The organism is Streptomyces noursei, from assembly GCF_001646665.1.
In the GTDB taxonomy this organism is placed as follows: domain Bacteria; phylum Actinomycetota; class Actinomycetes; order Streptomycetales; family Streptomycetaceae; genus Streptomyces; species Streptomyces lavendulocolor.
On record NZ_LWBU01000363.1, the window covers coordinates 1 to 22,941 of the forward strand.

15 protein-coding genes are annotated in these 22,941 nt (G+C 73.9%); 3 read left to right on the forward strand and 12 right to left on the reverse strand.

Translation table 11 applies throughout. The features are described 5' to 3' along the window. A partial coding sequence (locus tag A4V12_RS25200) for a putative bifunctional diguanylate cyclase/phosphodiesterase (protein WP_234372332.1) occupies positions 1–3,249 on the reverse strand: 3,249 nt, incomplete at its 3' end. A gap of 411 nt (positions 3,250–3,660) precedes the next feature. After that, positions 3,661–4,611, reverse strand: coding sequence for a 2-hydroxyacid dehydrogenase (locus tag A4V12_RS25205; RefSeq protein ID WP_199831382.1), 951 nt, complete (start codon positions 4,609–4,611; stop codon positions 3,661–3,663). A 47-nt stretch (positions 4,612–4,658) separates the two neighbouring features. Here A4V12_RS25205 and A4V12_RS25210 point away from each other — a divergent pair, with 47 nt between their 5' ends. The 3 genes from A4V12_RS25210 (at position 4,659) to A4V12_RS38145 (ending at position 7,106) form a co-directional block, all read left to right on the forward strand. Continuing rightward, positions 4,659–5,681 (forward strand): aldo/keto reductase, encoded by a 1,023-nt coding sequence (locus A4V12_RS25210; protein ID WP_064071886.1) that lies wholly within the window; start codon positions 4,659–4,661, stop codon positions 5,679–5,681. A gap of 83 nt (positions 5,682–5,764) precedes the next feature. Continuing rightward, the gene (locus A4V12_RS25215) at positions 5,765–6,916 is read left to right on the forward strand and encodes a PQQ-dependent sugar dehydrogenase (protein ID WP_064071709.1); all 1,152 of its coding nucleotides are present in this window, start codon (positions 5,765–5,767) and stop codon (positions 6,914–6,916) included. A 13-nt stretch (positions 6,917–6,929) separates the two neighbouring features. Then, positions 6,930–7,106: a DUF6191 domain-containing protein gene (locus tag A4V12_RS38145; protein ID WP_199831383.1), complete on the forward strand. Its 177-nt coding sequence runs from the start codon at positions 6,930–6,932 to the stop codon at positions 7,104–7,106. An 84-nt stretch (positions 7,107–7,190) separates the two neighbouring features. Here the strand turns inward: A4V12_RS38145 and A4V12_RS25220 are convergent, their stop codons facing one another. From A4V12_RS25220 to A4V12_RS25265, 10 genes are all read right to left on the reverse strand, one after another. Beyond that, positions 7,191–10,283 carry a helix-turn-helix transcriptional regulator gene (locus A4V12_RS25220; protein ID WP_234372333.1) on the reverse strand — a complete coding sequence of 1,031 codons (3,093 nt, stop codon included), beginning with the start codon at positions 10,281–10,283 and terminating at the stop codon, positions 7,191–7,193. A gap of 20 nt (positions 10,284–10,303) precedes the next feature. Beyond that, entirely contained in the window at positions 10,304–10,489 is a 186-nt protein-coding gene (locus tag A4V12_RS37115; RefSeq protein ID WP_064071711.1) for a hypothetical protein, read from the reverse strand. Between the two features lie 185 nt (positions 10,490–10,674). Then, the gene (locus A4V12_RS25230; protein ID WP_064071712.1) at positions 10,675–11,238 is read right to left on the reverse strand and encodes a GNAT family N-acetyltransferase; all 564 of its coding nucleotides are present in this window, start codon (positions 11,236–11,238) and stop codon (positions 10,675–10,677) included. An 18-nt stretch (positions 11,239–11,256) separates the two neighbouring features. After that, on the reverse strand, positions 11,257–13,551 hold the full coding sequence (locus A4V12_RS25235) for an MMPL family transporter (RefSeq protein WP_079137328.1): 2,295 nt from the start codon (positions 13,549–13,551) through the stop codon (positions 11,257–11,259). 195 nt (positions 13,552–13,746) lie between these two features. Further along, the gene (locus tag A4V12_RS25240) at positions 13,747–15,810 is read right to left on the reverse strand and encodes a phosphocholine-specific phospholipase C (protein WP_064071713.1); all 2,064 of its coding nucleotides are present in this window, start codon (positions 15,808–15,810) and stop codon (positions 13,747–13,749) included. Between the two features lie 428 nt (positions 15,811–16,238). After that, positions 16,239–17,750: an Asp-tRNA(Asn)/Glu-tRNA(Gln) amidotransferase subunit GatB gene (gene gatB, locus A4V12_RS25245; protein ID WP_079137330.1), complete on the reverse strand. Its 1,512-nt coding sequence runs from the start codon at positions 17,748–17,750 to the stop codon at positions 16,239–16,241. 16 nt (positions 17,751–17,766) lie between these two features. Then, entirely contained in the window at positions 17,767–18,006 is a 240-nt protein-coding gene (locus A4V12_RS25250) for a hypothetical protein (protein ID WP_064071714.1), read from the reverse strand. Continuing rightward, on the reverse strand, positions 18,003–19,514 hold the full coding sequence (gene gatA / locus A4V12_RS25255; RefSeq protein ID WP_064071715.1) for an Asp-tRNA(Asn)/Glu-tRNA(Gln) amidotransferase subunit GatA: 1,512 nt from the start codon (positions 19,512–19,514) through the stop codon (positions 18,003–18,005). Before gatA ends, A4V12_RS25250 begins: the two co-directional genes overlap by 4 nt. A gap of 1 nt (position 19,515) precedes the next feature. Beyond that, positions 19,516–19,812: an Asp-tRNA(Asn)/Glu-tRNA(Gln) amidotransferase subunit GatC gene (gene gatC / locus A4V12_RS25260; RefSeq protein ID WP_016642027.1), complete on the reverse strand. Its 297-nt coding sequence runs from the start codon at positions 19,810–19,812 to the stop codon at positions 19,516–19,518. Between the two features lie 825 nt (positions 19,813–20,637). Next, complete coding sequence (locus A4V12_RS25265) at positions 20,638–22,746, reverse strand: putative bifunctional diguanylate cyclase/phosphodiesterase (RefSeq protein WP_064071716.1); 2,109 nt, start codon at positions 22,744–22,746, stop codon at positions 20,638–20,640. Positions 22,747–22,941: the final 195 nt, after the last annotated feature.

Genomic DNA, 22,941 nt, shown 5'->3' on the forward strand with positions numbered 1-22,941 from the left:
GTGCGGGGCGGGCGGGGCGGGTGTGCCGGGCACGTCCGGGGTGCCGTGCGTGGCGGGTGCGGCGTGCCCGTCCGGGGTGTCGGGGGCCGGGTCCGCCGTGTCGCCGGGTCCGCCGCGGGGCGGCGTGGTGCCGGGGGTCGCGTCCAGCCCGTCGCCGGGAGCGACCGTGGTGGCCGGGCCCGCCGGCTGCCCCCCGGACCCGCCGGGCAGCGGGCCCGGCAGCCGGGCGCCGGGCAGGACGGCCGGGCCGCCCGGTGCGGGGCCGGGTACCTGGCCGGGGACGCCGCCGGGCAGGGGCCGGGGCGCCGGGTCGGGAGCGGTGAGCGACGCGGTGCTCGGGACGCCGGCCGGGAGGGCCGTGCCGGAGCGGGAGCCGGACCGGGAGCCGGGCAGGACGCCGACCAGGCCGGTGGGCAGGACACCCGGCAGGCGGCCGGAGCGGCCCCCCAGGGTGAACGCGGGCAGCACGGCGCCCCTGGGCACCGGATACGCGCCCCGCGCGAGGGCGCGGCGCAGCCGGTGCTCGTCGAGGGGGCCCGAGAAGGCCATGCCCTGCCCATGGGTGCACCCCATCGCGCGTAGCGCCAGGACCTGCTCCGGTACGTCCACGCCGTCGGCGATCGACTGCATGCCGAGGTCGCAGGCGATACGGAGCAACCCGCTGGTGATCTTGTGCAGCCGGGCCGATTCCACGACGCCCTCGACCAGGCCCCTGTCCAGTTTCAGTATGTCGACCGGGAGCCGCTTGAGCGCGTTGATCGCGGCATATCCGCTGCCGAATCCGTCGAGCGCGACCCGGACGCCGAGCCGGCGCAGGGAGGCCAGGCGCTGTTCGAGCTCGTCGAAGGAGATCCGCGGGTCGCTCTCCGACAGCTCGATGATCAGGGAGCCGGAGGGGAGTTGGTACTTGGTGAGCAGCGCCTCGATGGTGCCGAGCGGCATGGACCGGTCGACGAGCCTGCGCGCCGGGAAGCGGACCGAGACGGGCACGTGGTGGCCGAGCCGGTGGCGCTCGGCCGCCTGCTCGACGGCCTCCTCGAGGAGCCGGCCGTCGAACTCGGCGGTGCGCTCGGAGTCCTCCGCGACCCGGAGGTACTCGGCCGGCGTGTACAGGACGCCCTTGGCGGAGCGCCAGCGGGCCTGTGCCGCGACGGCGGTGATCCGGCCGGTCGCGAGGTCCACCACCGGCTGGTGCAGCAGCACGAACTCGCCGTCCCGGGCGGCGGTGCGGACCCGGCCGGCCAGTTCCGTGCGGCGTACGACGTCGGCCTGCATCTGGGGCGCGTACAGCTCGACGCGGTTCTTGCCGCCCGCCTTGGCGCGGTACATGGCGAGGTCGGCGTTGCGCAGGAGGTCCCCGGCGCCGATGCCGGCCTCGGCGAACGCGACGCCGATGGACGCCGCCACGCGCACCTCCTGGCCCTCGATCCGGTACGGCTGCGAGAGCGTCAGCCGCAGCCGGTCGGCGATCTCCAGGACCTGCGGCTCGCGGGCCGACAGGTCCCGGTTGCCGTCGCCGAGGATCAGCGCGGCGAACTCGTCGCCGCCGAGGCGGGCCGCGGTGTCCCCGGCCCGTACCGAGTCCTGGAGCCGGCGGGAGGCCTGGATGAGCAGCTCGTCGCCCGCCTGGTGGCCGAGCCGGTCGTTGACGCCCTTGAAGCCGTCGAGGTCGATGAAGAGCACGGCGGTGCCCGCGTCGCCCGCGCGCCGCCCGCTGAGGGCCTGGCGGACGCGCCGGGTGAACAGGGCGCGGTTGGGCAGGTCGGTGAGCGGGGCGTGTTCCGCGTTGTGCTGGAGCTGCGCCTGGAGGCGGACCCGTTCGGTGACGTCGCGGCTGTTGAAGATCAGGCCGCCCTGGTGGCGGTTGACGGTGGACTCGACGTTGAGCCAGTCGCCGGTGCCCGACCGGAAGCGGCATTCGATCCGGGTCGTGGGCTCCTCGGACGGGGGTGCGGCCAGGAAGCGCCGCACCTCGTGGACGACGCCGCCGAGGTCCTCGGGGTGGATGAGGGCGGCCAGCTCGGAGCCGATGAGTTCGTCCGCCTCCCGTCCGTACACACCGGAGGCGGCCGGGCTGACGTAGCGCAGCACCCCGTCCGGGGCGGCGATCATGATCACGTCGCTGGAGCCCTGCACCAGTGACCGGAAGTGGTTCTCCTTCTGCGCCAGTTCGTGGGTGAGGGCGATGTTGTCGAGGAGCATGATCCCCTGGCGTACGACCAGGGCGAGCACGACCGTGCAGCCGGTGAGGACGACGACCCGGTCCACCGAGCGGTCCTCGATGACGTTGTACAGGATGCCGAGCGTGCAGACGGCGGCCGCCAGGTAGGGCGTGAGGGCGGCCAGCGACCCGGCGATGGGACGGCTGTGGGGCCGGGGCCCGCGCGGCGGGTGGGGGTGCTCGGGAGCGCGGCTGGCGCCCCAGGGGGCGTACGCCAGGAGCAGCGAGCCCGCGAACCAGCCCGCGTCGAGGAGCTGGCCCGACTGGTAGTGCTCGCGCAGCAGCGGCGAGGTGAACAGCGCGTCGCACAGGACGGTCAGGGCGAGCGCGGCGATCGCCGTGTGCACGGCCGAGCGGTTGGCCTGGGAGCGCCGGAAGTGCAGCGCCAGGACCATGCTCACCAGCACGATGTCCAGCAGCGGGTACGCCAGGGAGAGCGCGGCCCGCGCGACGCTCTCGCCCTCGAAGTGGGCGGTGTGGGCGAGGGCCAGGCTCCAGGACAGGGTCAGCAGCGAGCCGCCGATCAGCCAGGAGTCCAGGGCGAGGCAGATCCATCCGGCGCGGGTGACCGGCCGTTTGGCGAGGACCAGCAGCCCGACGATGGCGGGCGGCGCGAAGAGCAGGAAGAACAGGTCGGCGACCGAGGGCTGCGGCACCTCGCGGTCGAGCACGACCTCGTACCACCCCCAGACGGTGTTGCCGCCGGCCGCCATCGCGGAGGAGAACGCGAACAGCAGCCAGGCGACCCGGAAGCGGCTGCCGCGCCTGCGGGCGTACACGAAGCACGAGACGGCGGCGACCAGGGCGGCGGCGCTCAGGCCGAAGTCCCCCATGATCAGCGCCATTTCCTCGGAGCCCCAGCCCACGGCGGCGCCGGTGGCGTAGCTCCCGCAGAGCACGGCGAGGAGCAGCTGGCAGATCGGGCCGCCGGAGCCGCCCGGGTCGTGCGGGGCGCCGCCGCTCCTCGCGTCTCCGGTCCCGCCGCCCGTGACGGCGGGGCGCTCGATGAGCACTCCCGGGGCGCTCACGGGGACACCCCCGCGAGCGGCTCGGGGCGGTGCGGGCGCCGGGGCGCCGTCGGCGCCGACCGCGGTGCCGTCTCCGGCACCGCCGCGGCCTGTGCCGGGTCCGGCGCCTGCGCCCGTGTCCGTGCCGCTTCGCGGCCGGGCTCCCGCGTCGGTGTCCCGGACGCGGTCGGGGGTCGCAGTCGGCTGCCCCGTCGCGTCGGTTCGTACGCCCATCGACCGTGCATCGCCCGTCGCCCCCCTCGGATTCTGATCGGTCATCACGTCGCTCCCCAGCGCCGGTTGGTGCTCGACGCGGCCCCCAGATCGGGACGATACACCAGGATCGTCACTCAGGGACAGGGGTGCTCTACGCTCCGTGACGATCATCAGTGTTATGGGTACGCAGGGCGCCCAATTCGCTTCGGAGCGTGGTCAGGAGGTGGTGAGGACGATATTCCGCATCTGCGCGCGCTCGGCGAAACGGGTGAGCTGCCCGGCGACGAGGCGCTTCGCGCGGGGCATGAACGCCGATGTGGAACCTCCCACGTGCGGGCTGATCAAAACCCCCGGAACGTGCCACAGGGGGTGCCCCTGGGGCAGGGGTTCGGGATCGGTGACGTCGAGGGCGGCGGTGATCCGGCCGCTGCCGGCCTCGGCGAGGAGCGCCTCGGTGTCCACGACGGGACCGCGGGCGACGTTGACCAGCAGGGCGCCGTCCTTCATCCGGGCCAGGAACCCGGCGTCCGCCAGGTGGTGGGTGTCGGGGGTCAGGGGCGTGGACAGGATGACGACGTCCGCCTCGGGAAGGAGCGCGGGCAGATCGGCGAGCGCCCGCACCGGACCGCGCTCGGTGGTGCGCGCGGAGCGCGCGACGCGCGCCACCCGCGCGCACTCGAAGGGCGCGAGCCGGTCCTCGATGGCGGCGCCGATCGATCCGTACCCCACGATCAGGACGGACTTGTCGGCGAGCGCCGGGTAGAAGCCGGCCCGCCACTCCTCACGGTCCTGGCCGCGCACGAAACCCGGGATGCCGCGCAGGGACGCGAGTATCAGCGCGACGGTCAGCTCGGCGGTGCTCGCCTCGTGCACACCCTTGGCGTTGCACAGCGTCACACCGGGCGGCAGCAGGCCGAGCCCCGGTGTCACGTGGTCGGTCCCCGCCGAGAGGGTCTGGACCACGCGCAGCGAGGTCATGGCCGCCATCGGGCGCACCGCGATCTCGCTGCCCTTCATGTAGGGCACCACGTAGAACACGCAGTCGGCCGGGTCGGCCGGGAAGTCCGGGCCGCCGTCCCAGAAGCGGTAGGTCAGGCCGGACTCGGCGGGGGCGGGGAGCCCGGCGATCTCGTCGGCCGGAATGGGGAGCCACACGTCAGCAGTCATGGTCAGGAGGTTAGTTTGGGGTGCGGCACGAGGAGGGGTACGGGGAGTTGGAGCGCAGGACGATCGGGGCGACGGCGCTCGAAGTAGGTGCTGTGGGTCTCGGCTGCATGCCGATGAGCTGGGCGTACAGCGCTTCGCGACAGCGTGGTGACCGCTCCTTGCGCACCGTGCACGCCGCGCTCGACGCCGGGGTGACGCTGCTGGACACGGCCGACATGTACGGGCCCTTCACCAACGAGCTGTTGCTGGGGCGGGTGCTCAAGGAGCGGCGCGCGGACGCCTTCGTGTCGACGAAGTGCGGGCTGCTCGTCGGGGACCAGCACATCGTGGCCAACGGCCGGCCCGGGTACGTGCGGCGGGCGTGCGACGCCTCGCTGCGGCGGCTCCAGACGGACGTCATCGACCTGTACCAGCTGCACCGCGCGGATCCCGAGGTGCCGGTCGAGGAGACCTGGGGGGCGATGGCGGAACTGGTGACGGCCGGGAAGGTGCGGGCGCTCGGACTGTGCGCGATGGCCGTACGGTCCCCGCGCCGGGCCGCGGCGGGGGCGGCCCGGACGGATCTGTACGAGGGAACGATTCGGCAGCTGGAGCGGGTGCAGCAGGTCTTCCCGGTGAGCGCGGTGCAGGCCGAGCTGTCCGTGTGGTCGCCGGAGGCGTTGCGGCGGCTGCTGCCGTGGTGCGTCTCGCGCGGCGTGGGGTTCCTGGCGGCGATGCCGCTCGGCAACGGCTTCCTGACCGGGACCCTGACGCCGGGCGGCGGATTCGAGCCCGAGGACCTGCGGGCGCGGCACCCCCGGTTCACGGCCGAGATGATGGCGGCGAACCAGCCCATCGTGGTGGGGCTGCGGCGGGTGGCGGAGCGGCACGGCGGCGAGGCGGCCGGGGTCACCCCCGCGCAGGTGGCGCTGGCGTGGGTACTGGGACGGGGCCGGCACGTCGTACCGGTGCCGGGGACGAAGCACGAGCGGTGGGCGGTGGAGAACGCCCGGGCGGCCGGCCTGTCGCTGACGGCGGAGGACCTGGCGGAGATCGCGGCCCTGCCGCCGGCGAGGGGGTCGTGGGACTGATTCCCCGGCGCCGGCGGTGTATCAAGGGTGGACACGCGGCTCACCCCGCCGTTGAAGGGATCGGAACTGTGCAACGACCTGCTGTGACGGCCGTGTTGGCCGCTGCCGCCCTGCTCCTGGGCACCGGCTGCTCGTCCGGCGAGGACGGGCGCCCCACGGGCGGCCGGAGCGCCGGATCGCCGCCCGCCGCCTCCGCCCCGCCGGGCTCGCCCACCCCGCCGAAGCCGTCCGCACCGCCCGCCAAGGGCGCGGTGGCGGTCGTCTCCACCCTCACCGAGGGGCTGAAGTCGCCCTGGGGCCTGGCCGCCCTGCCGGACGGCGACCTGCTGGTCTCCTCGCGCGACGAGGGCACGATCACCCGGGTCGACGGCGAGACCGGCGCGAAGACCGTGATCGGCTCGGTGCCGGGGGTGGCTCCGGCGGGCGAGGGCGGCCTCCTCGGGCTGGCGATCTCCCCGTCGTACGCCTCGGACCACCTGGTGTACGCCTACTTCACCACCGAGTCCGACAACCGCATCGCCCGCATGCTGTACGACGAGCGCAGACCGGCCGGCCAGCAGCTGGGCGCGCCCGACACGGTGCTGCGGGGCATCCCCAAGGGCACCGTCCACAACGGCGGGCGTATCGCGTTCGGCCCGGACGGGATGCTGTACGCGGGCACCGGCGAGACCGGTGACACCGGCCTCGCGCAGGACGAGAAGTCGCTGGCCGGCAAGGTCCTGCGCATGACGCCCGACGGGCAGCCGGTGCACGGCAACCCCTCGGCGGACTCGGTCGTCTACTCGTACGGGCACCGCAACGTGCAGGGGCTCGCCTGGGACCGGGACAAGCGGCTGTGGGCGGCCGAGTTCGGGCAGAACACCTGGGACGAGCTGAACCTGATCGAGCCCGGCAAGAACTACGGCTGGCCGAACACGGAGGGCAAGGGCGGCAGGACCGGCTTCGTCGACCCGGTCGCGCAGTGGAGCACCGCCGACGCCTCGCCGAGCGGTATCGCCGTCGCCGGGGGCTCGGTCTGGATGGCCGGGCTGCGCGGCGAGCGGCTGTGGCGCGTCCCGCTGGCCGGGGCGGAACCCGCGGCGGCCCCGCAGGCGTTCCTCGAAGGACGGTACGGACGGCTCCGCACGGTCCTGGCGGCGGGCGGCGACAAGATCTGGCTGGTGACCAGCGAGACGGACGGCCGGGGCACACCGGAGGCGGGCGACGACAGGATCCTCCAGCTGGAGGTGACATGAGAGGTGGCAATCCGTGTTCAACCTGATGGAAGAACTCTTCGCGCCGGGCCGCAAGCACACCGACGACGAGCTGAGGCGGCTGGAGCTGACCCGGGAGGACCTCGGTGACAACGATCCGGCGCGGGGCCCGATAGACCTCGCGTCGGGCACGGTCACCGTCCGCGCGCCCCGTCCCGCCCCGGACGCCTGACGCCCGGGGCGGGACGGTCCCTCGCGGGCAGGGCGGACGGGCCGGCTCGGGACGGGCCGGGGCCGATCAGGCCGATCAGGCCGATCAGGCCGGGACCTCGGACAGCAGCCGGAGACGGTGGGCCAGGGCGGCGGCCTCACCGCGGCCCGAGACGCCGAGCTTGGCGAGGATGTTGGAGACGTGCACGCTCGCCGTCTTCGGGGAGATGAACAGCTCCTCGGCTATCTGGCGGTTGGTGCGGCCCGCCGCGACGAGGCGCAGGACGTCCTGCTCGCGGGGCGTGAGCCCGAAGCCCTCGTCCGCCGGTTCCGGCGCGGCCGCCCGCGGCGCCGCGAGGGGCAGGCGGGCGCGGGCGGCGAGCAGTTCCAGGTCCTCGCGCAGCGGGCGGGCGCCCAGGTGCGCGGCGACCAGGTGGGCCTCGCGCACCAGCTCGGCGGCCCGGTCGCGCCGGCCGCCCCGGGCGAGCAGCGCGTCCGCCCAGCGGTACCGGGCGCGCGCCAGCTCGTAGGGGCGCTCCAGCGGGCCGAGGGCGACCACGACCTCCGCCCAGCGGTCGGCGTCGTCACGGCCCTCGGCGCGGGCCGCCTCCGCCGCGACGAACAGCGCGTGCGCCTGCCACACCGGGACGTGGGTGGCGAGCCGGCGGGCGCAGGAGCGGATCAGCTCCAGCGCCTCGGTGCGGCCCTCCTCCGCGGCCGGCAGCCCGCGCGCCTCCGCCTCCGCCGTGGCGGCGACCAGCAGCAGCGGCCACGCGTACCGCTGGCTGCCGGTCGGGAAGCCGTCGCGCGCCGCCTCGGCCAGTCCGGCCCGTACGTCGGCGATGCGGCCCTGCGCGGCGGCGGCCCCCAGCCCGACCTGGGCCAGCGGCAGCAGGTACTGCATCATCGGGTCGTGCGTGCCGTAGGCCTCCCGGGCGAGCGCCAGGTGCTCGGCGGCGACGGACGCCTCCCCGCGGAACAGGGCGAGCTGGGCGCGCCTCAGGTGCGCCCCGCCGCGCGGCTTGGTGCTGTAGGCGATGCGCTGGAGCCGGCGTGCGCCCTCGCTCGCCTCGTCCCAGTGGCCGAGGGAGATCTGCGACTCGACCAGGTTGCAGAGCACCCAGCCCTCGTTGTCGCGCAGGCCGGACTCGCGGGAGTAGGCCAGCCCCTCCCGGGCGATCCGCACCGCGTCCCGGGAGCGCCCGACGGACTCCAGGCAGGAGGGGATGTTGACGTAGGCGCGTCCGGCCTCGTTGCGCACGCACAGCACGCGGGCGCGGTCGAGGACCGCGTGCATCTCCGCGAGGCCGGCCTCGATGTCGCCGGCGTCGACCATCAGCCCGCCGAGGGTGAGCCGGGCGTTGAGCTCGACGGGCTCGGTCCCGACGAGGCGGGCGTACTCCACGGCCCGCTCGGCCGCGGCGAGGCTCTCCGGGCCGGGGGCGTGCAGCATGCCCCAGCCGGCGGCCACGGCGAGGACCTTGGCGTGGACGGCGGACGGCGGCAGGCCCCGCACCAGTTCCTGCGCGGTCGCCAGCTCGGCCCAGCCGTCGCCCCGGCCGAGGTTCGACATCAGCCGGGACCGCTCCGTCCAGAACCAGGCGGCGCGCTGGGGGTCCTTGCCGGAGGTCTCGGCGGGGTCGCCCTCCTCGTCGAGGAGCCGCAGCGCCCGCTTGACGATCTTCAGGGCGCGTTCGCGTTCGCCGCAGAGCCGCGCGGCGACGGCCGCCTCGGCCAGCAGGTCCAGGTAGCGCAGGGGGGTCGTGTCGGGACAGCCGCACGCCGGATACGCCTCGGCGTAGTCGATGGGCCGCAGGGAGGCGCGTACGTCCGCGGGGACGTCGTCCCACAGCTCCATGGCCCGCTCCAGCAGCCGCAGTTGCTCGGCGTGCGCGTGGCGCTTGCGGGCCTCGACGGCGGCGCGCAGGACGACGGGCAGCGCCTTGGCGGCGTCGTGGGCGTGGTACCAGTAGCTGGCGAGGCGGGTGCTGCGCTCGTCGGCCCGTACGAGACCGGGGTCGGCCTCCAGCGCTTCGGCGCAGCGCCGGTTGAGGCGGGAGCGCTCGCCGGGCAGCAGGTCGTCGCTGACGGCCTCGCGCACCAGGGAGTGGCGGAAGCGGTAGCCCTCGCCGTCCGGCACGGCGAGCAGGATGTTGGCGTTGACCGCGGCGCGCAGCGCCTCGATGAGGTCGTCCTCGGGCAGCCGGGCGACGGCGGCCAGCAGGCCGTACTCCACCGTGGAGCCGCCCTCGGCGACGATCCTGGCGACCTTCTGGGCGTCCTCGGAGAGCCGCTCCACCCGGACCAGCAGCAGGTCGCGGAGGGACTCGCTGAGGCCGCCGCCGGGCTCGCAGCCGCTCTCCTGGCAGACGACGAGTTCCTCGACGAAGAAGGCGTTGCCGTCGGAGCGGCGGAAGATGTCGTCGACGAGGGCGGGCGCGGGTTCGGCGGCGAGGATGCCGGTGAGCTGGCGGTGGACCTCCGTGCGGGTGAACCGGGGCAGTTCGATGCGGCGCACGGTGCGCAGCCGGTCCAGCTCGGCGAGCAGGGGCCGCAGCGGGTGGCGGCGGTGGATGTCGTCGGCGCGGTAGGTGGCGACGACGACGAGCCGGCCGCGGTGCAGGGTGCGGAAGAGGTACGCGAGCAGGTGGCGGGTGGAGGCGTCGGCCCAGTGCAGGTCCTCCAGGGCCAGGACGACCGTGCGCTCGGCGGCGAGGCGCTCCAGCAGGCGCACGGTGAGCTCGAAGAGCCGGGCGGTGGAGTCCTCGCCGTACGGCTCCGGGCCGGCCGCGTCGCCCAGTTCGGGCAGCAGCCGGGCCAGCTCGCCCTCCTGGCCCTGCGCGGCGGCGGCGAGTTCGTCGGGCAGGGTGCGCCGCAGGGCGCGCAGCGCGGTCGAGAAGGGCGCGAACGGAAGGCCGTCCGCGCCGATCTCCACGCAGCCGCCGACGGCGACGACGGCGCCCTGGGCGCACGCCTCGCCGAGGAACTGCTCCAGCAGGCGCGTCTTGCCGACGCCCGCCTCGCCGCCGACGAGCAACGCCTGTGGCTCTCCCGCGGTGGCGCGGGAGAGCGCTTCGGTGAGGGCGGTCAACTCACCGGCCCGGCCGACGAATACGGGACTGACGGACCTGTTCTCCACGTCGCCGAGCATCGCACAGCCCTCCGGCAGGGGGGCACTGGATATCGGTGCGCCGGTCATGGCCCGGGGTCCCTCGCCCGTCAGGCCGCCGTCGTGTACCGGCCGTGGTCGGTGTTCACCCGCCCCTCGGAGGCATGGCCGCCGGATCGGCGGACGAGGGAGCGGCGGGCCTTGCGGGCGGCCCGGGCGAAATTGGCCAGTCGCTGGGCGTCGGCCTCGCGGAGGAGGTCGGCGTGGCGGGCCTGCTGGAGTTCGTAGGCGAACATCTGGTTCTCCCTGAGAGGTCGTGGCGTGTGGTGATGCCTCGACTCTCGTCCACCAGGGGGTGGGGCCGCATCGGGAGACTGCCGCATCTTGGGCGGTGCGGGGTCCTTAGGCGCGCTCATGAGGTCCTCAGCCGGGTGCGTAGGACTCCTGAGGCGCCCGCCCGATGCCGTGCGCGGGGCGGCTCTCAGGGGCGCTGTTCCCGTGCCGCGCGCCACTCGGGGGCGAGGACGGACCAGACCTCCATGTCGTGCCGTACGCCACGGTAGGGGTAGCTCTCGCGGAGCACGCCCTCCTTGGTCATGCCCAGCCGCTCGGCGACCCTGATGCTGGCGGTGTTGGCCGAGGAGACCTGCCACTCGACGCGGTGCAGGCCGCGCTCGAACACCGCCCAGTCGATCATGACGCGGACCGCGCGGGTGACCAGTCCGCGGCCGGCCGCCGACGGTTCCAGCCAGCAGCCGGCCTCGCAGGTGCCGGCGGCGGTGTCCATGAGGCGGAGCATGACGCCGCCGACCAGGGTGCCGTCGAGCCAGATGCCGAAGATGCGTCCGGTGTCGGCGGCGGCCTTGTCGGCGTACGCCTGGAGGAACGCGCGGGACGTCGCGAGGTCGGTGCAGACGGTCGGGAGCGCCACGTACCGCCCGATGTAGTCCCGGCCCCGGTCCATGTGGGCCAGGTACTCCCCGGCCTGCCACGGTTCCAGCGGACGCAGCTCGGCGCCGTCGTCACCCAGGGATATCGCGAACACGCTCCACGCCCTCCACCGCTATGGCACGAGCCGCCCGTCGTCGCTCGCGCGCTGCCACGGGATCTTCGCATGATCGGGATCGCGGCACTCGGGGTTTTCGATGCTGATGCGCGGCAGGACGCGGTCGAGCCAGGCCGGCAGCCACCAGTTGGCGCCGCCGAGCATGTGCATGAGGGCCGGGACGAGGAGCGTGCGCAGGACGAACGCGTCGAGGGCCACGGCGGCGGCCAGGCCGATGCCGAACATCGCGATGACCCGGTCGCCGGAGAGGACGAAGGCCAGGAACACCGCGATCATGATCACCGCGGCGGAGTTGATGACCCGGCTGGTCTCGGCCAGGCCGACCCGCACCGCCCGCCGGTTGTCGCCGGTCTCCAGCCACTCCTCGTACATCCGGCTGACCAGGAAGACCTGGTAGTCCATGGAGAGTCCGAAGAGCACCGACACCATGATCACCGGGAGGAACGGCTCGATGGGGCCCGCCCGGCCGAGGCCGAGCAGCTCGCTGCCGATCCCCCACTGGAAGATCGCGACGACGACCCCGAAGGCGGAGGCGACGGCTGCCACGTTCATCAGGGCCGCCTTCAGCGGGATCCCGATGGAGCGGAAGGCGAGCAGGAGCAGCAGGCAGCCCAGGGCGATGACGACGCCCACGAACAGCGGCAGCTTGCCGATGATGACCTGGGCGAAGTCGTCGTAGCCGGCGGTGACGCCGCCGACGTACACCTCGAGGGAGGTGCCCCGCTCGGCGGTCGGCAGCACCTCGTCGCGCAGCCGGTCGACGAGGTCGCTGGTCTGGCGGGACTGCGGGGCGGTCTCGGGTACGACGGTGAGGACCGCGGTGTTGCCGCTGCCGCTGTACGTCACCGGGCCGACCGACTCGATGCCGCCGGTGGCGCGCAGGGCGTCGGGCAGCGTGGTGAGGGCGAGCCGGTCGTCGGCGCCGTCGAGCTCGGCGACGAGGGTCAGGGGGCCGTTGACGCCGGGGCCGAAGCCGTCGGCGAGCAGGTCGTAGGCCTGGCGCGTGGTGGAGGCGGCGGGGTTGTTGCCCTGGTCGGAGGTGCCGAGGTGGAGACCGAACGTGGGCAGGGCGAGGACCACCATGACGACGGCGGCGACGGCGCCGAGCAGCTTGGGGTGGCGCTCGACGAACGCGGACCAGCGGGCGGCGAACCCGGTCGGCAGCTCGGGCTCGGGCCCGTGCTCGGCGAGCCGGGCGCGCTCGCGGCGTGACAGGGCGCGCATGCCGATGAAGGACAGCAGCGCGGGCAGCAGTGTCACGGACGCGGCGACGGTGAGGACGACGGTGAGGGAGGCCGCGATGGCGACGCCGTTGAGGAAGCCGAGGCGCAGTATCAGCATGCCCAGCAGCGCGATGCAGACGGTGGCGCCGGCGAAGACGACGGCCCGGCCGGTGGTGGCGACGGCGTTCCGGGCGGCTTCGGCCACGGGGAGGCCGCGCTTGAGGCCCTTGCGGTGCCGGGTGACGATGAACAGCGCGTAGTCGATGCCGACGCCGAGGCCGATGAGCATGCCCAGCATGGGCGCGAAGTCGGCGACGGTCATGACGTGGCCCAGCAGCCCGATGCCCGCGTAGGCGGTGCCGACGCTCACCAGGGCGGTGGCGATCGGCAGCAGGCTGGCGGCGAGGGAGCCGAAGGCGAGGAAGAGGACCACGGCGGCGACGGCGACGCCGACGATCTCGGCGGTGTGGGAGGCCGGTGCCTCGGTGAGCGCGACGGCGCTGCCGCCGAGCTCCACCTGTACGCCGTCGGTCGCGGCGGCGCGGGCGGTGTCGACGACGGCCTGGATCCGGTCGGGCGGGATCTCGTCGGCGGGCCGGTCGAAGGCGACCGTGGCGTAGGCGGTGCGGCCGTCCTCGCTGATCCGGCCGGGCTCGTGGACCGGGGCCGACGGGCCGGGTCCGGCGGAGGTGCCGGCGGTGCCGGCCGCGGGGGTGCCCGCCGGTGCGGTGGCGGGGCCGGCGGGGTCGTACGGGGTGGTGACGGAGGCGACGCCGGGCAGTTCGGCGATGTCGTCGAGCACCGTGCTCATGCGGTCCTGGACCGCGGCGGCGCGGACGCTGCCCCGCTCGGTGTGCCAGACGACGGTGTCGCGGTCACCGCCCTGCCCGCGGAAGTTCTCCTCGAGGAGCGCCGCGGCGCGGCCGGACTCGGTGCCGGGGACCTCGTAGTCGTTGGAGTACGCGGAACCGGCGATACCGGAGGCCACCGTGACGCCGACCAGGGCGGAGAGCCAGAGCAGGACGGCGGTGAGGCGGTGCGTGACGCACCAACGGGCGAGGGCTGCCAACGGGTGTGCTCCCTGGGTGGTTCGTGCTCCTTATCGGGAACTGCCCGTAAAGAACGCATGACCTACGTACCGCCACTCTGGCAGCCTAAAGTGATCCTTTGTCCTTTTCGTGGCGATACTCACACCGCTCACCGTGACGGTGCGCGCAAGCTCGGGCCAGAACTTCGGTGGCGGGCTCACGCGCACCGCGACCGGTCAGCCGGAGACGGAGGGGCGCCCGTTCTCGATGTGCCCCATCAGCCGGCGCCGGAAGCCGTCGGGGCCGGTGACCTCGACGTCGTACCAGCCGTGGGCGTCCGCGGCGGAGTGCACCACCGTGCGGCCGCGGCCGGGCTTGACGGTGACCCTGCGGGTCCAGCCGGCCAGGTCGGCCTCGTCGACGTAGCCGAGCGGGCGGACGGTGAAGGTGACCGGCCCGCTCCCGGTGGCGGCCAGGGTCAGGTGCAGGTCGCGCTCGTGCGGGTCGATGCGCGAGGTGACCTGGGCGGCGCCCGTCGCCCTGCCGGCGAACTCGCGGCGGAAGCCGTTGGGTCCGGTGATCGTGAAGCGGTACGCGTCGCCGGCGAGGGGCACCGTCCACTGCGCGGAGCCCCGCACGTCCAGGTGCTGCGGGGCGGCGAACTCGCCCGCGTACGGGTACAGCGCCAGGGGTACGTGCGCGGTGCCCGTGTTGCTGAGCGTGACGGCGACGGCCCCGTCCCGGAGGCGTGCGTGCGCGTCCGGCTGGTAGGGCAGGGGCCGCGCGGGCCGGGTGCCGGGCTCCTGGACGGGCATGTGCTGCGCCTGCGGCGGTTGCGGGCGCCAGCGGCCGGTGAACGGGGGGACGGCGCCGGGCCGCTCCACCTCCGGCTGCGGACGTCCGCGCCGGAAGTCGAACGCGGACGTCAGGTCGCCGGTGACGCGGCGCCGCCACGGGGTGATCTGGGGCTCGGCCACACCGGTCCACCTCTCCAGGAAGCGGATCACCGAGGTGTGGTCGAAGACCTCCGAGCAGACGTGGCCGCCGACGGTCCACGGCGAGACGACGAGCAGCGGCACCCGGATGCCCAGCCCGGTGGGCAGCCCCTTCCACCGCTCGTCCGGGTCGTCGGCGGGCGGCACCGGCGGCGGCACGTGGTCGAAGAAGCCGTCGTTCTCGTCGTAGTTGATCAGGACGACGGTGTGCCGCCAGACGTCGGGGTGCGAGCCCAGGGCGTCGAGCACCTTGTGCACGAGGGTCGCGGAGGCGATCGGGGAGGACGCGCCGGGGTGCTCGGAGTCGGCCGCGGAGGGGACGAGGTAGGAGACCTCGGGGAGGGTCCCCGCGGCGACGTCGGCCCGGAAGGCGTCGGCGAGGGTACCGGTCCCGACCCGGCGCAGCCCGCGCTCGAACAGCGACCGCTCCCGGTCGTCCAGCGTGGCCACACCGTCCTCCAGGGCGGCCAGGAGCCGGGCCCGCTCGGCGGCGTCCCCGGTCTCGCGCACGGCCGCGTAGAAGGACTCCATGTAGGTGTGGCCGCCGGTCGCGGCGAGGGCCTTGCGGGCGATCTTCTTGAAGGTGGTGAAGAACTCGATGTTGTTGTCGGTGAAGTTCTCCCACTCCGTGTACGTCTTCCACGTCCGGCCCGCCTTCTCCAGGCGCTCGGCGTAGGTCGGCCACGGGTAACCGGGGTGGGTCCCCTCCGCGTACGCGGCGTTGGTCACGGCCCGGCTGCCGTCGGCCTCGTACCCCGTCCAGCCGCTCCACAGGTGGTTGCGGTTGGGGCTGGTGGAGGTGTGGACCGACGAGTGGTAGGCGTCACAGATGGTGAAGGTGTCGGCGAGCTCGTAGTGCAGCGGGAGGTCGCGGCGGTCGTAGTACGCCATCGTCGCGGCGGTCTTCGCCGGGACCCAGCCGTCCATCCAGCCGTCCCGCCAGGCCCTGGCGCCGCCGCCCCAGGAGTGGTCGAGGTCGCCGATGTACTGGAGGTCCTTCCGCTGCGCCTCGGCCGCGTCCCGGACGGGGAAGGGCAGGACGGTGCGGCCGAGCGGCCCGGGCTGCTCGAACACCGTCCTGCCGGAGGGAAGTTCGACGGCGTTGCGGTCGCCGAACCCCCGGACGCCGCGCAGGGTGCCGAAGTAGTGGTCGAAGGAACGGTTCTCCTGCATCAGGATCACCACGTGCCTGACCGCCCGCAGCCCGCCGGCCGGCGCGGGGGCCGCCATCGCGGCCCGCAGCGAGGGCGGCAGCAGCGATCCGGCCGCGGCGGCGCCGAGGGCGCCCCCGCCCAGCGCGAGCATCCTTCGGCGCGACACGTCCCGCTGCCGCGAAATGTCCGGTGACAAGCTCGACCTCCCGTCGACGCCCCAATGGTTCGCCTGCGATCCATTGGGTGGTACGGGCCGGACGGTAATGAGACCGGATGTCGGCCGGAAGACCTGGCGACGACGGAGGGGTGAATGTCCATGGGGCCGCGCGGGAAGTCCAAGTGTTCCGTCCGCCTTCGACCCGTGTCGCCCGGGAATGTCACCGGCGGGTGATGGCCACTCCACGCCATGTGGGCATGAGCCGTGGAAGCGGGGGCAGAAGCACCTTCGCTCCCCCCACGGGACGACCCCCGGCCCCCGCCACCCTCCCCCCCCGGTGGCGGGAGCGCCGGACCACGGCTCGGCCCCCGCACCCGAACTTCCGGGTGCGGGGGCCGAGCACTGCGGTGCGGGACCCGGCGTCAGCCCTCGACGCCGAGCTTCTCCAGGATCAGCTCACGCACGCGAGCGGCGTCCGCCTGGCCACGGGTGGCCTTCATGACCGCGCCGACCAGAGCGCCGGCCGCGGCGATCTTGCCTCCGCGGATCTTGTCCGCGACGGCGGCGTTGGCGGCGATCGCCTCGTCCACCGCGGCGCCCAGCGCGCCCTCGTCCGAGACGACCTTCAGGCCGCGCTTCTCGACGACGGTGTCCGGGTCGCCCTCGCCCGCGAGCACGCCCTCGATGACCTGGCGGGCCAGCTTGTCGTTGAGGTCGCCGGACGCGACGAGCTCGGTCACCCGGGCCACCTGCGCCGGGGTGATGGGCAGCGCGTCGAGCGACGTGCCCGACTCGTTGGCGTTGCGGGCCAGTTCGCCCATCCACCACTTGCGGGCCTGGTCGGCCGGGGCGCCCGCCTCGGTCGTGGCGACGATCAGGTCGACCGCGCCCGCGTTGAGGATGGACTGCATGTCGTGCTCGGAGACGCCCCACTCCTCGCGCAGCCGGTTGCGGCGCACGCGCGGCAGCTCGGGCAGCCCCCGGCGGAGCTCCTCGACCCATTCGCGGGACGGGGCCACGGGCACGAGGTCGGGCTCCGGGAAGTACCGGTAGTCCTCGGCCTCCTCCTTCACCCGGCCGGACGTCGTGGAACCGTCGTCCTCGTGGAAGTGACGGGTCTCCTGGATGATCGTGCCGCCCGCGTTCAGCACACCGGCGTGGCGGCCGATCTCGTACCGCACGGCCCGCTCCACCGAACGGAGGGAGTTGACGTTCTTCGTCTCCGAGCGCGTACCGAACTTCTCGGTGCCGTGCGGGCGCAGCGACAGGTTCACGTCGCAGCGCATCTGGCCCATCTCCATGCGGGCCTCGGACACGCCGAGCGCCTTGATGAGCTCGCGCAGCTCGGCGACGTACGCCTTGGCGACCTCGGGGGCGCGCTCGCCGGCGCCGGTGATCGGCTTGGTGACGATCTCGATCAGCGGGATGCCGGCGCGGTTGTAGTCCAGCAGCGAGTGCGAGGCGCCGTGGATGCGGCCGGTCGCACCACCCACGTGGGTGGACTTGCCGGTGTCCTCCTCCATGTGGGCGCGCTCGATCTCCACGCGGAAGACCTCGCCGTCCTCCAGCTGGACGTCCAGATAGCCGTTGAAGGCGATCGGCTCGTCGTACTGCGAGGTCTGGAAGTTCTTCGGCATGTCCGGATAGAAGTAGTTCTTCCGGGCGAAACGGCACCATTCGGCGATCTCGCAGTGGAGCGCGAGGCCGATCTTGATGGCGGACTCGACGCCGACCGCGTTGACGACCGGGAGCGAGCCGGGCATGCCGAGGCAGGTGGGGCAGGTCTGCGAGTTGGGCTCGGCGCCCAGCTCGGTCGAACAGCCGCAGAACATCTTGGTCCTGGTGCCGAGTTCGACGTGCACCTCGAGCCCCATGACGGGGTCGTAGGCGGCGAGGGCGTCCTCGTACGACACCAGCTCAGTGATGACGGTCACGGTGAAACTTTCCCTCTCAGCCGAACAGGACGTCGTCGTCGCCGACGCGCTTCAGCTCGCGCACCAGGATGGCGAGGCCGGTCGCGATCGCGGCGGCCGACACGACGGCGTCGAGCAGCAGCAGCGTGTCGCTCTCGCCACGCGCCTTGCGGGCCTGCTTGATGACGCTGAGCGCGCCGAAGGCGGTGGTGCCGATGGACAGATACGTTCCGGCCCGGGACTTCCTGAAGCCCTTGGCCTTGGTCAGTGCGCTCACAGCGACGGAGCCTCCTCCAGCAGCGGGTGGCCCCAGCGTGCCACGAAGGCGGCCTCGACGGCCGCGCCGACCTTGTACAGCCGGTCGTCCTTCATGGCGGGGGCGATGATCTGCAGACCGACCGGCAGGCCGTCCTCCGGCGCCAGGCCGCAGGGCAGCGACATGGCGGCGTTGCCGGCCAGGTTGGTCGGGATGGTGCACAGGTCGGCGAGGTACATCGCCATCGGGTCGTCGGCGCGCTCGCCGATCGGGAAGGCGGTGGTCGGCGTCGTCGGGGAGACGATCACGTCGACCTGCTCGAAGGCCTTCTCGAAGTCTCGCGTGATCAGCGTCCGCACCTTCTGGGCGCTGCCGTAGTACGCGTCGTAGTAGCCGGAGCTGAGCGCGTACGTACCGAGCATGATGCGGCGCTTGACCTCGTCGCCGAAGCCGGCCTCACGGGTGAGCGCGGTGACGTCCTCGGCGGACTTCGTGCCGTCGTCGCCGACCCGCAGGCCGTAGCGCAGGCCGTCGAACCGGGCGAGGTTGGAGGAGCACTCCGAGGGCGCGATCAGGTAGTACGCCGACAGCGCCAGGTCGAAGGACGGGCAGTCGAGCTCGACGATCTCGGCGCCCAGCTCCTTCAGGAGCTCCACGGACTCGTCGAACCGCTGGACGACACCGGCCTGGTAGCCCTCGCCGCGGAACTGCTTGACGACGCCGACGCGCATGCCCCGCACCGAGCCGTTGCGCGCGGCCTCGACGACCGGCGGGACCGGCGCGTCGATGGACGTGGAGTCCATCGGGTCGTGGCCCGCGATGGCCTCGTGCAGCAGCGCCGCGTCCAGCACGGTCCGCGCGCAGGGCCCGCCCTGGTCGAGGCTGCTGGAGAACGCCACCATGCCGTAGCGGGAGACGCCGCCGTACGTCGGCTTGACGCCGACCGTGCCGGTGACGGCGGCGGGCTGGCGGATGGAGCCGCCGGTGTCGGTGCCGATGGCGAGCGGCGCCTCGTACGACGCGAGCGCCGCGCTGGAGCCGCCTCCCGACCCGCCCGGGATCCGGGTCAGGTCCCAGGGGTTGCCGGTCGGCCCGTAGGCGCTGTTCTCGGTGGAGGACCCCATGGCGAACTCGTCCATGTTGGTCTTGCCGAGGATGACCACGTCGGCGGCGCGCAGCTTCGTCACGAGCGTCGCGTCGTACGGCGGGAGCCAGCCCTCCAGGATCTTCGAGCCGACGGTGGTCGGCATGTCCCGGGTGGTGAAGATGTCCTTGAGCGCGAGCGGTACGCCGGCGAGCGGACCGAGCTTCTCGCCCCTGGCCCGCTTCTCGTCGACGGCGCGGGCCTGCGCGAGGGCGCCCTCGCGGTCGACGTGCAGGAAGGCGTGCACCTTCTCCTCGACCGCCTCGATCCGGGCCAGGTGGGCCTCGGTGACCTCGACCGCGGTGAGCTCGCCGGAGGCGATCTTCTCCGCGACCTCGGCGGCGGTGAGCTTGATGCAGCTCTCGATGGTGTTCTTGGCCGTCATGTCAGTCCTCCCCCAGGATCTGCGGCACCTTGAAACGCTGCTGCTCCTGCGCGGGCGCGCCGGAGAGCGCCTGCTCGGGGGTGAGCGAGGGACGGACCTCGTCCGCGCGCATGACGTTGGTCAGCGGCAGCGGGTGGGAGGTCGGGGGTACGTCTTGGTCGGCGACCTCGGAGACGCGGGCGACCGCGCCGATGATGTCGTCGAGCTGTCCGGCGAAGTGGTCGAGCTCTTCGTCCTTCAGCTCAAGACGTGCCAGCCGGGCGAGGTGGGCGACCTCCTCGCGCGTGATGCCAGGCATGCAGCGATCCTCAGGGGTGAGTGTGATGGTTTTGGCCCAATCCTATGGGTCGGGGCGCGCTACCCGTTAAACGGTTTGCCCCGGGGCCCTGTCGGCCGCCACCCGCCGGCCGGCGCAGGCCCGCCCCCGCGAGGGCCGGCGGCGACGGGCAGGCCCCGCACCCCCAAGCCGCCGCCCGGGGCAGACGAGCCGACCAGGCCGTGCCCCCCCACCGAGCCGCGGACGGCATCCGGCCGGGGGCGGGGCAGGGTCGCCCCTCCAGGGACCGCCGGCGACGGGCAAGCCCTCATACCCCGAAGCCGCCGGCCGAAGCACACAAGCCGACCAGGCGGTGCCCCCCACCGAGCCGCAGACGGCGTCCGGCCGGGGGTGGGGCCGTGCAGGGTCGCCCCCGCAGGGGTTGGCGGCAAGGGGTGGGCTCCCTTACCTGTGACCCATGGCCGCCGGCCCCGAGGAGGTGAGCCCGGAGGGGCCCCGCCCCACCACCCGCCGGGCGCGACCGCCGCCCACCGGCCCGCACCCGGGCGCGAACGGGCACCGCCTCGGGGCACCGGAGCAAGGCACCGTCCTGGCCCGCTGTGCCCACCCTCCCCCAAGCTCTCGGCTCCGCTCGAGCAGGGGGGACCCCCATCGCCCCAGCGGGACGAATGCCCACAACGGGTAACCAGCCATGTGGGGCACGACGGAGGGAACCGCCGCCCACCGGCCCTCTGCGCCCACCCGTCACCCCGATGGACGGGCGACGTGCCCACCACGGAGGCGCGCCACCCGTGGCGCACCGGGCAGGGGGCGCCGCCCGGGGCGGCCCGCCGGGTGCTCGTCCCGTTACTGCACCACCTGGTCCGCGTCCTGCGGGGCCGGCGGGAGCTCGCGCGGCGGGCGGTGCCAGCCGGCCTCGCCGCGGGCGCGGAGCCACGCCGTCGTCTCGGCGGGCGGCATCGCCGCGGCGACCAGCCATCCCTGGACCGCGTCGCAGCCGAGGTCCCTCAGCCGCTCCCAGGTCTCGTCGTCCTCCACGCCCTCGGCGACCACGAGCAGGCCGAGCGAGTGGGCGAGGTCCACGGTGCAGCGGACGATCTCGGCGTCCTCGTTGTCGACCGCCAGCCGCGCCACGAACGAGCGGTCGATCTTCAGCTCGCTCACCGGGAGGCGGCGCAGGTGGACCAGGGACGAGTAGCCGGTGCCGAAGTCGTCGAGGGACATCTTGACGCCGTGCCCGGTGAGCCCGGCCAGGGTGTCGGCGGCGCGCTCCGGGTCCTCCAGCAGGACGTGCTCGGTTATCTCGAGCTGGAGGGCGCCGGCAGGCACCCCGTGGCGGGCCAGGCGCGCGGCGACCGCGCCCGCGAAGCCGGGGGTGTGGACGTCGCGGGGCGAGACGTTCACGGCGACGGGGACGTTCAGGCCCTGGGCGCGCCACTTGGCGACCTGGCCGAGGGCCGTCTCCAGCACGTACTCGGTGAGGTGCGGCATCAGGCCGGAGGACTCGGCGATGGCGATGAACTCGTCGGGCGGGACCTTGCCGCGCTCGGGGTGCACCCAGCGCACCAGCGCCTCCAGCCCGGCGACGTGCCCGTCGAAGCGGACCTTCGGCTGGTAGTGCAGTTCGACGTCGCCGGCGTCCAGGGCGCGCCGCAGGTCGCCCAGGAGCCCGAGGCGGTCGGGGGTGTTGGAGTCGCGCTTCGACTCGTAGACCTCGACGCCGGTGCGGTCGCGCTTGGCCTGGTACATGGCGACGTCCGCCCGCTGGAGCAGCCCTTCGGCGTCCAGCGCGTGGTCGGGGAAGACGGCGACGCCGGCGCTGGCCTCCAGGACGAGGGTCAGCCCGTCGAGGTCGAGCGGCGAGGAGAGTTCGGCGGCGAGCTGCCGGGCCACCCGCTGGGCGCTGGTCGTGGAGTCGGCGACCGGCAGGAGCACGGCGAACTCGTCGCCGCCGAGCCGGGCGGCCTCCGCGCCGCGCGGCAGCGCCAGCCGCAGCCGGTCGGCGATCTGGAGCAGCAGCCGGTCGCCCGCCAGGTGACCGAGCGTGTCGTTGACCGACCGGAAGCGGTCGAGGTCGATCAGCACCAGGGCCGCCCTGACGCCCTCGCCCTCGGCCTCCTCCAGCGCGGACCAGGTCCGCTCCAGCAGCCACTGGCGGTTGGGCAGCCCGGTCAGCGGGTCGCGCAGTTGTTCCTCCGCCCGCGCGCGGGCGATCCAGAGCGTGGAGTCCAGGGCGATCAGCGGTACGGCGAACAGCGGCAGCATCACGGGCAGGGCGACCGCGACGACGCAGATCAGCGGCGCGATGCCGAGCAGTGCGACGGCCACGAGCCCCTGGCGCAGCAGCGCCGTCCGGGCGGCGGTGGGCAGCCCGCCGATCTGCGGGGCGAGGGTGTACCACAGCAGCAGCCGGGTCACCACCAGGTACGCGGTCGCCGCCAGGGTCACCTCCGGCACGGCCTCGATCCCCCATTCGAGGGGCCGCCACGGCTGTTCGACCGTCGGTACGTCGCCGAAGGCGGCGAGGACGAGCGCCGCGGCCCCGATGCCGAGGATGTCCGCCGCGCCGTGCAGCAGGCCCTGCCGCCAGCGGTGCCGCCGCGCCGCGCCGACCAGGACGACCACGGCGAGGCTGACCAGGCCGGCGGGCACCCAGCCGTACAGCAGCAGCACGGCCAGGGTGAGCGCGGCGCCCGAGCCGGTGCCGCCCCACCAGCGGTCGCGGCCGAGCGCGACGAGGTGGCCGACGATGACGCCGGTGAGGACGGCGAGCGACCAGCCGGCCGTGGAGCCGGGGAAGAGTGCGTGGCCGCCGCTCACGGCGCCGTGCAGACCGGCGGTGAGGACGAGGGCGGCGACGGCCAGGACGACGTTCGGGAGCCTGGAGGCGATGCCCGTGCGGGCCGCGTACGCACGCGGCCGTGAGACCGGGGCGGCACTCTCGGTCGGTTTCATTCCGTCCCTCTCACAGCCGGCGGTGCCGTTGCCACGCGTTGACCCGTCGTCGTGCCGGCCCGGCCGGAATCAGTCCCCGGCCGGGCACGACAGGCGCCGTCTCAACAGTAGGCCGCTGAGGGCTTCGACGGGCAGCGCTCTACTGGTCTTGCCCGAATGCGACCCGGCCACCCTTATCCATCTGGTATGCGCCGA

What these genes read in the sequence shown, in the direction of transcription:
- A4V12_RS37115 (WP_064071711.1), bottom strand. Translation starts at nt 10,489, where the DNA reads ATGTTCGCCTACGAACTCCAGCAGGCCCGCCACGCCGACCTCCTCCGC.
- gatA (WP_064071715.1), bottom strand. Translation starts at nt 19,514, where the DNA reads ATGACGGCCAAGAACACCATCGAGAGCTGCATCAAGCTCACCGCCGCC.
- A4V12_RS25240 (WP_064071713.1), bottom strand. Translation starts at nt 15,810, where the DNA reads ATGCTCGCGCTGGGCGGGGGCGCCCTCGGCGCCGCCGCGGCCGGATCG.
- gatC (WP_016642027.1), bottom strand. Translation starts at nt 19,812, where the DNA reads ATGCCTGGCATCACGCGCGAGGAGGTCGCCCACCTCGCCCGGCTGGCA.
- A4V12_RS25220 (WP_234372333.1), bottom strand. Translation starts at nt 10,283, where the DNA reads ATGACCGGCGCACCGATATCCAGTGCCCCCCTGCCGGAGGGCTGTGCG.
- A4V12_RS25205 (WP_199831382.1), bottom strand. Translation starts at nt 4,611, where the DNA reads ATGACTGCTGACGTGTGGCTCCCCATTCCGGCCGACGAGATCGCCGGG.
- A4V12_RS25265 (WP_064071716.1), bottom strand. Translation starts at nt 22,746, where the DNA reads ATGAAACCGACCGAGAGTGCCGCCCCGGTCTCACGGCCGCGTGCGTAC.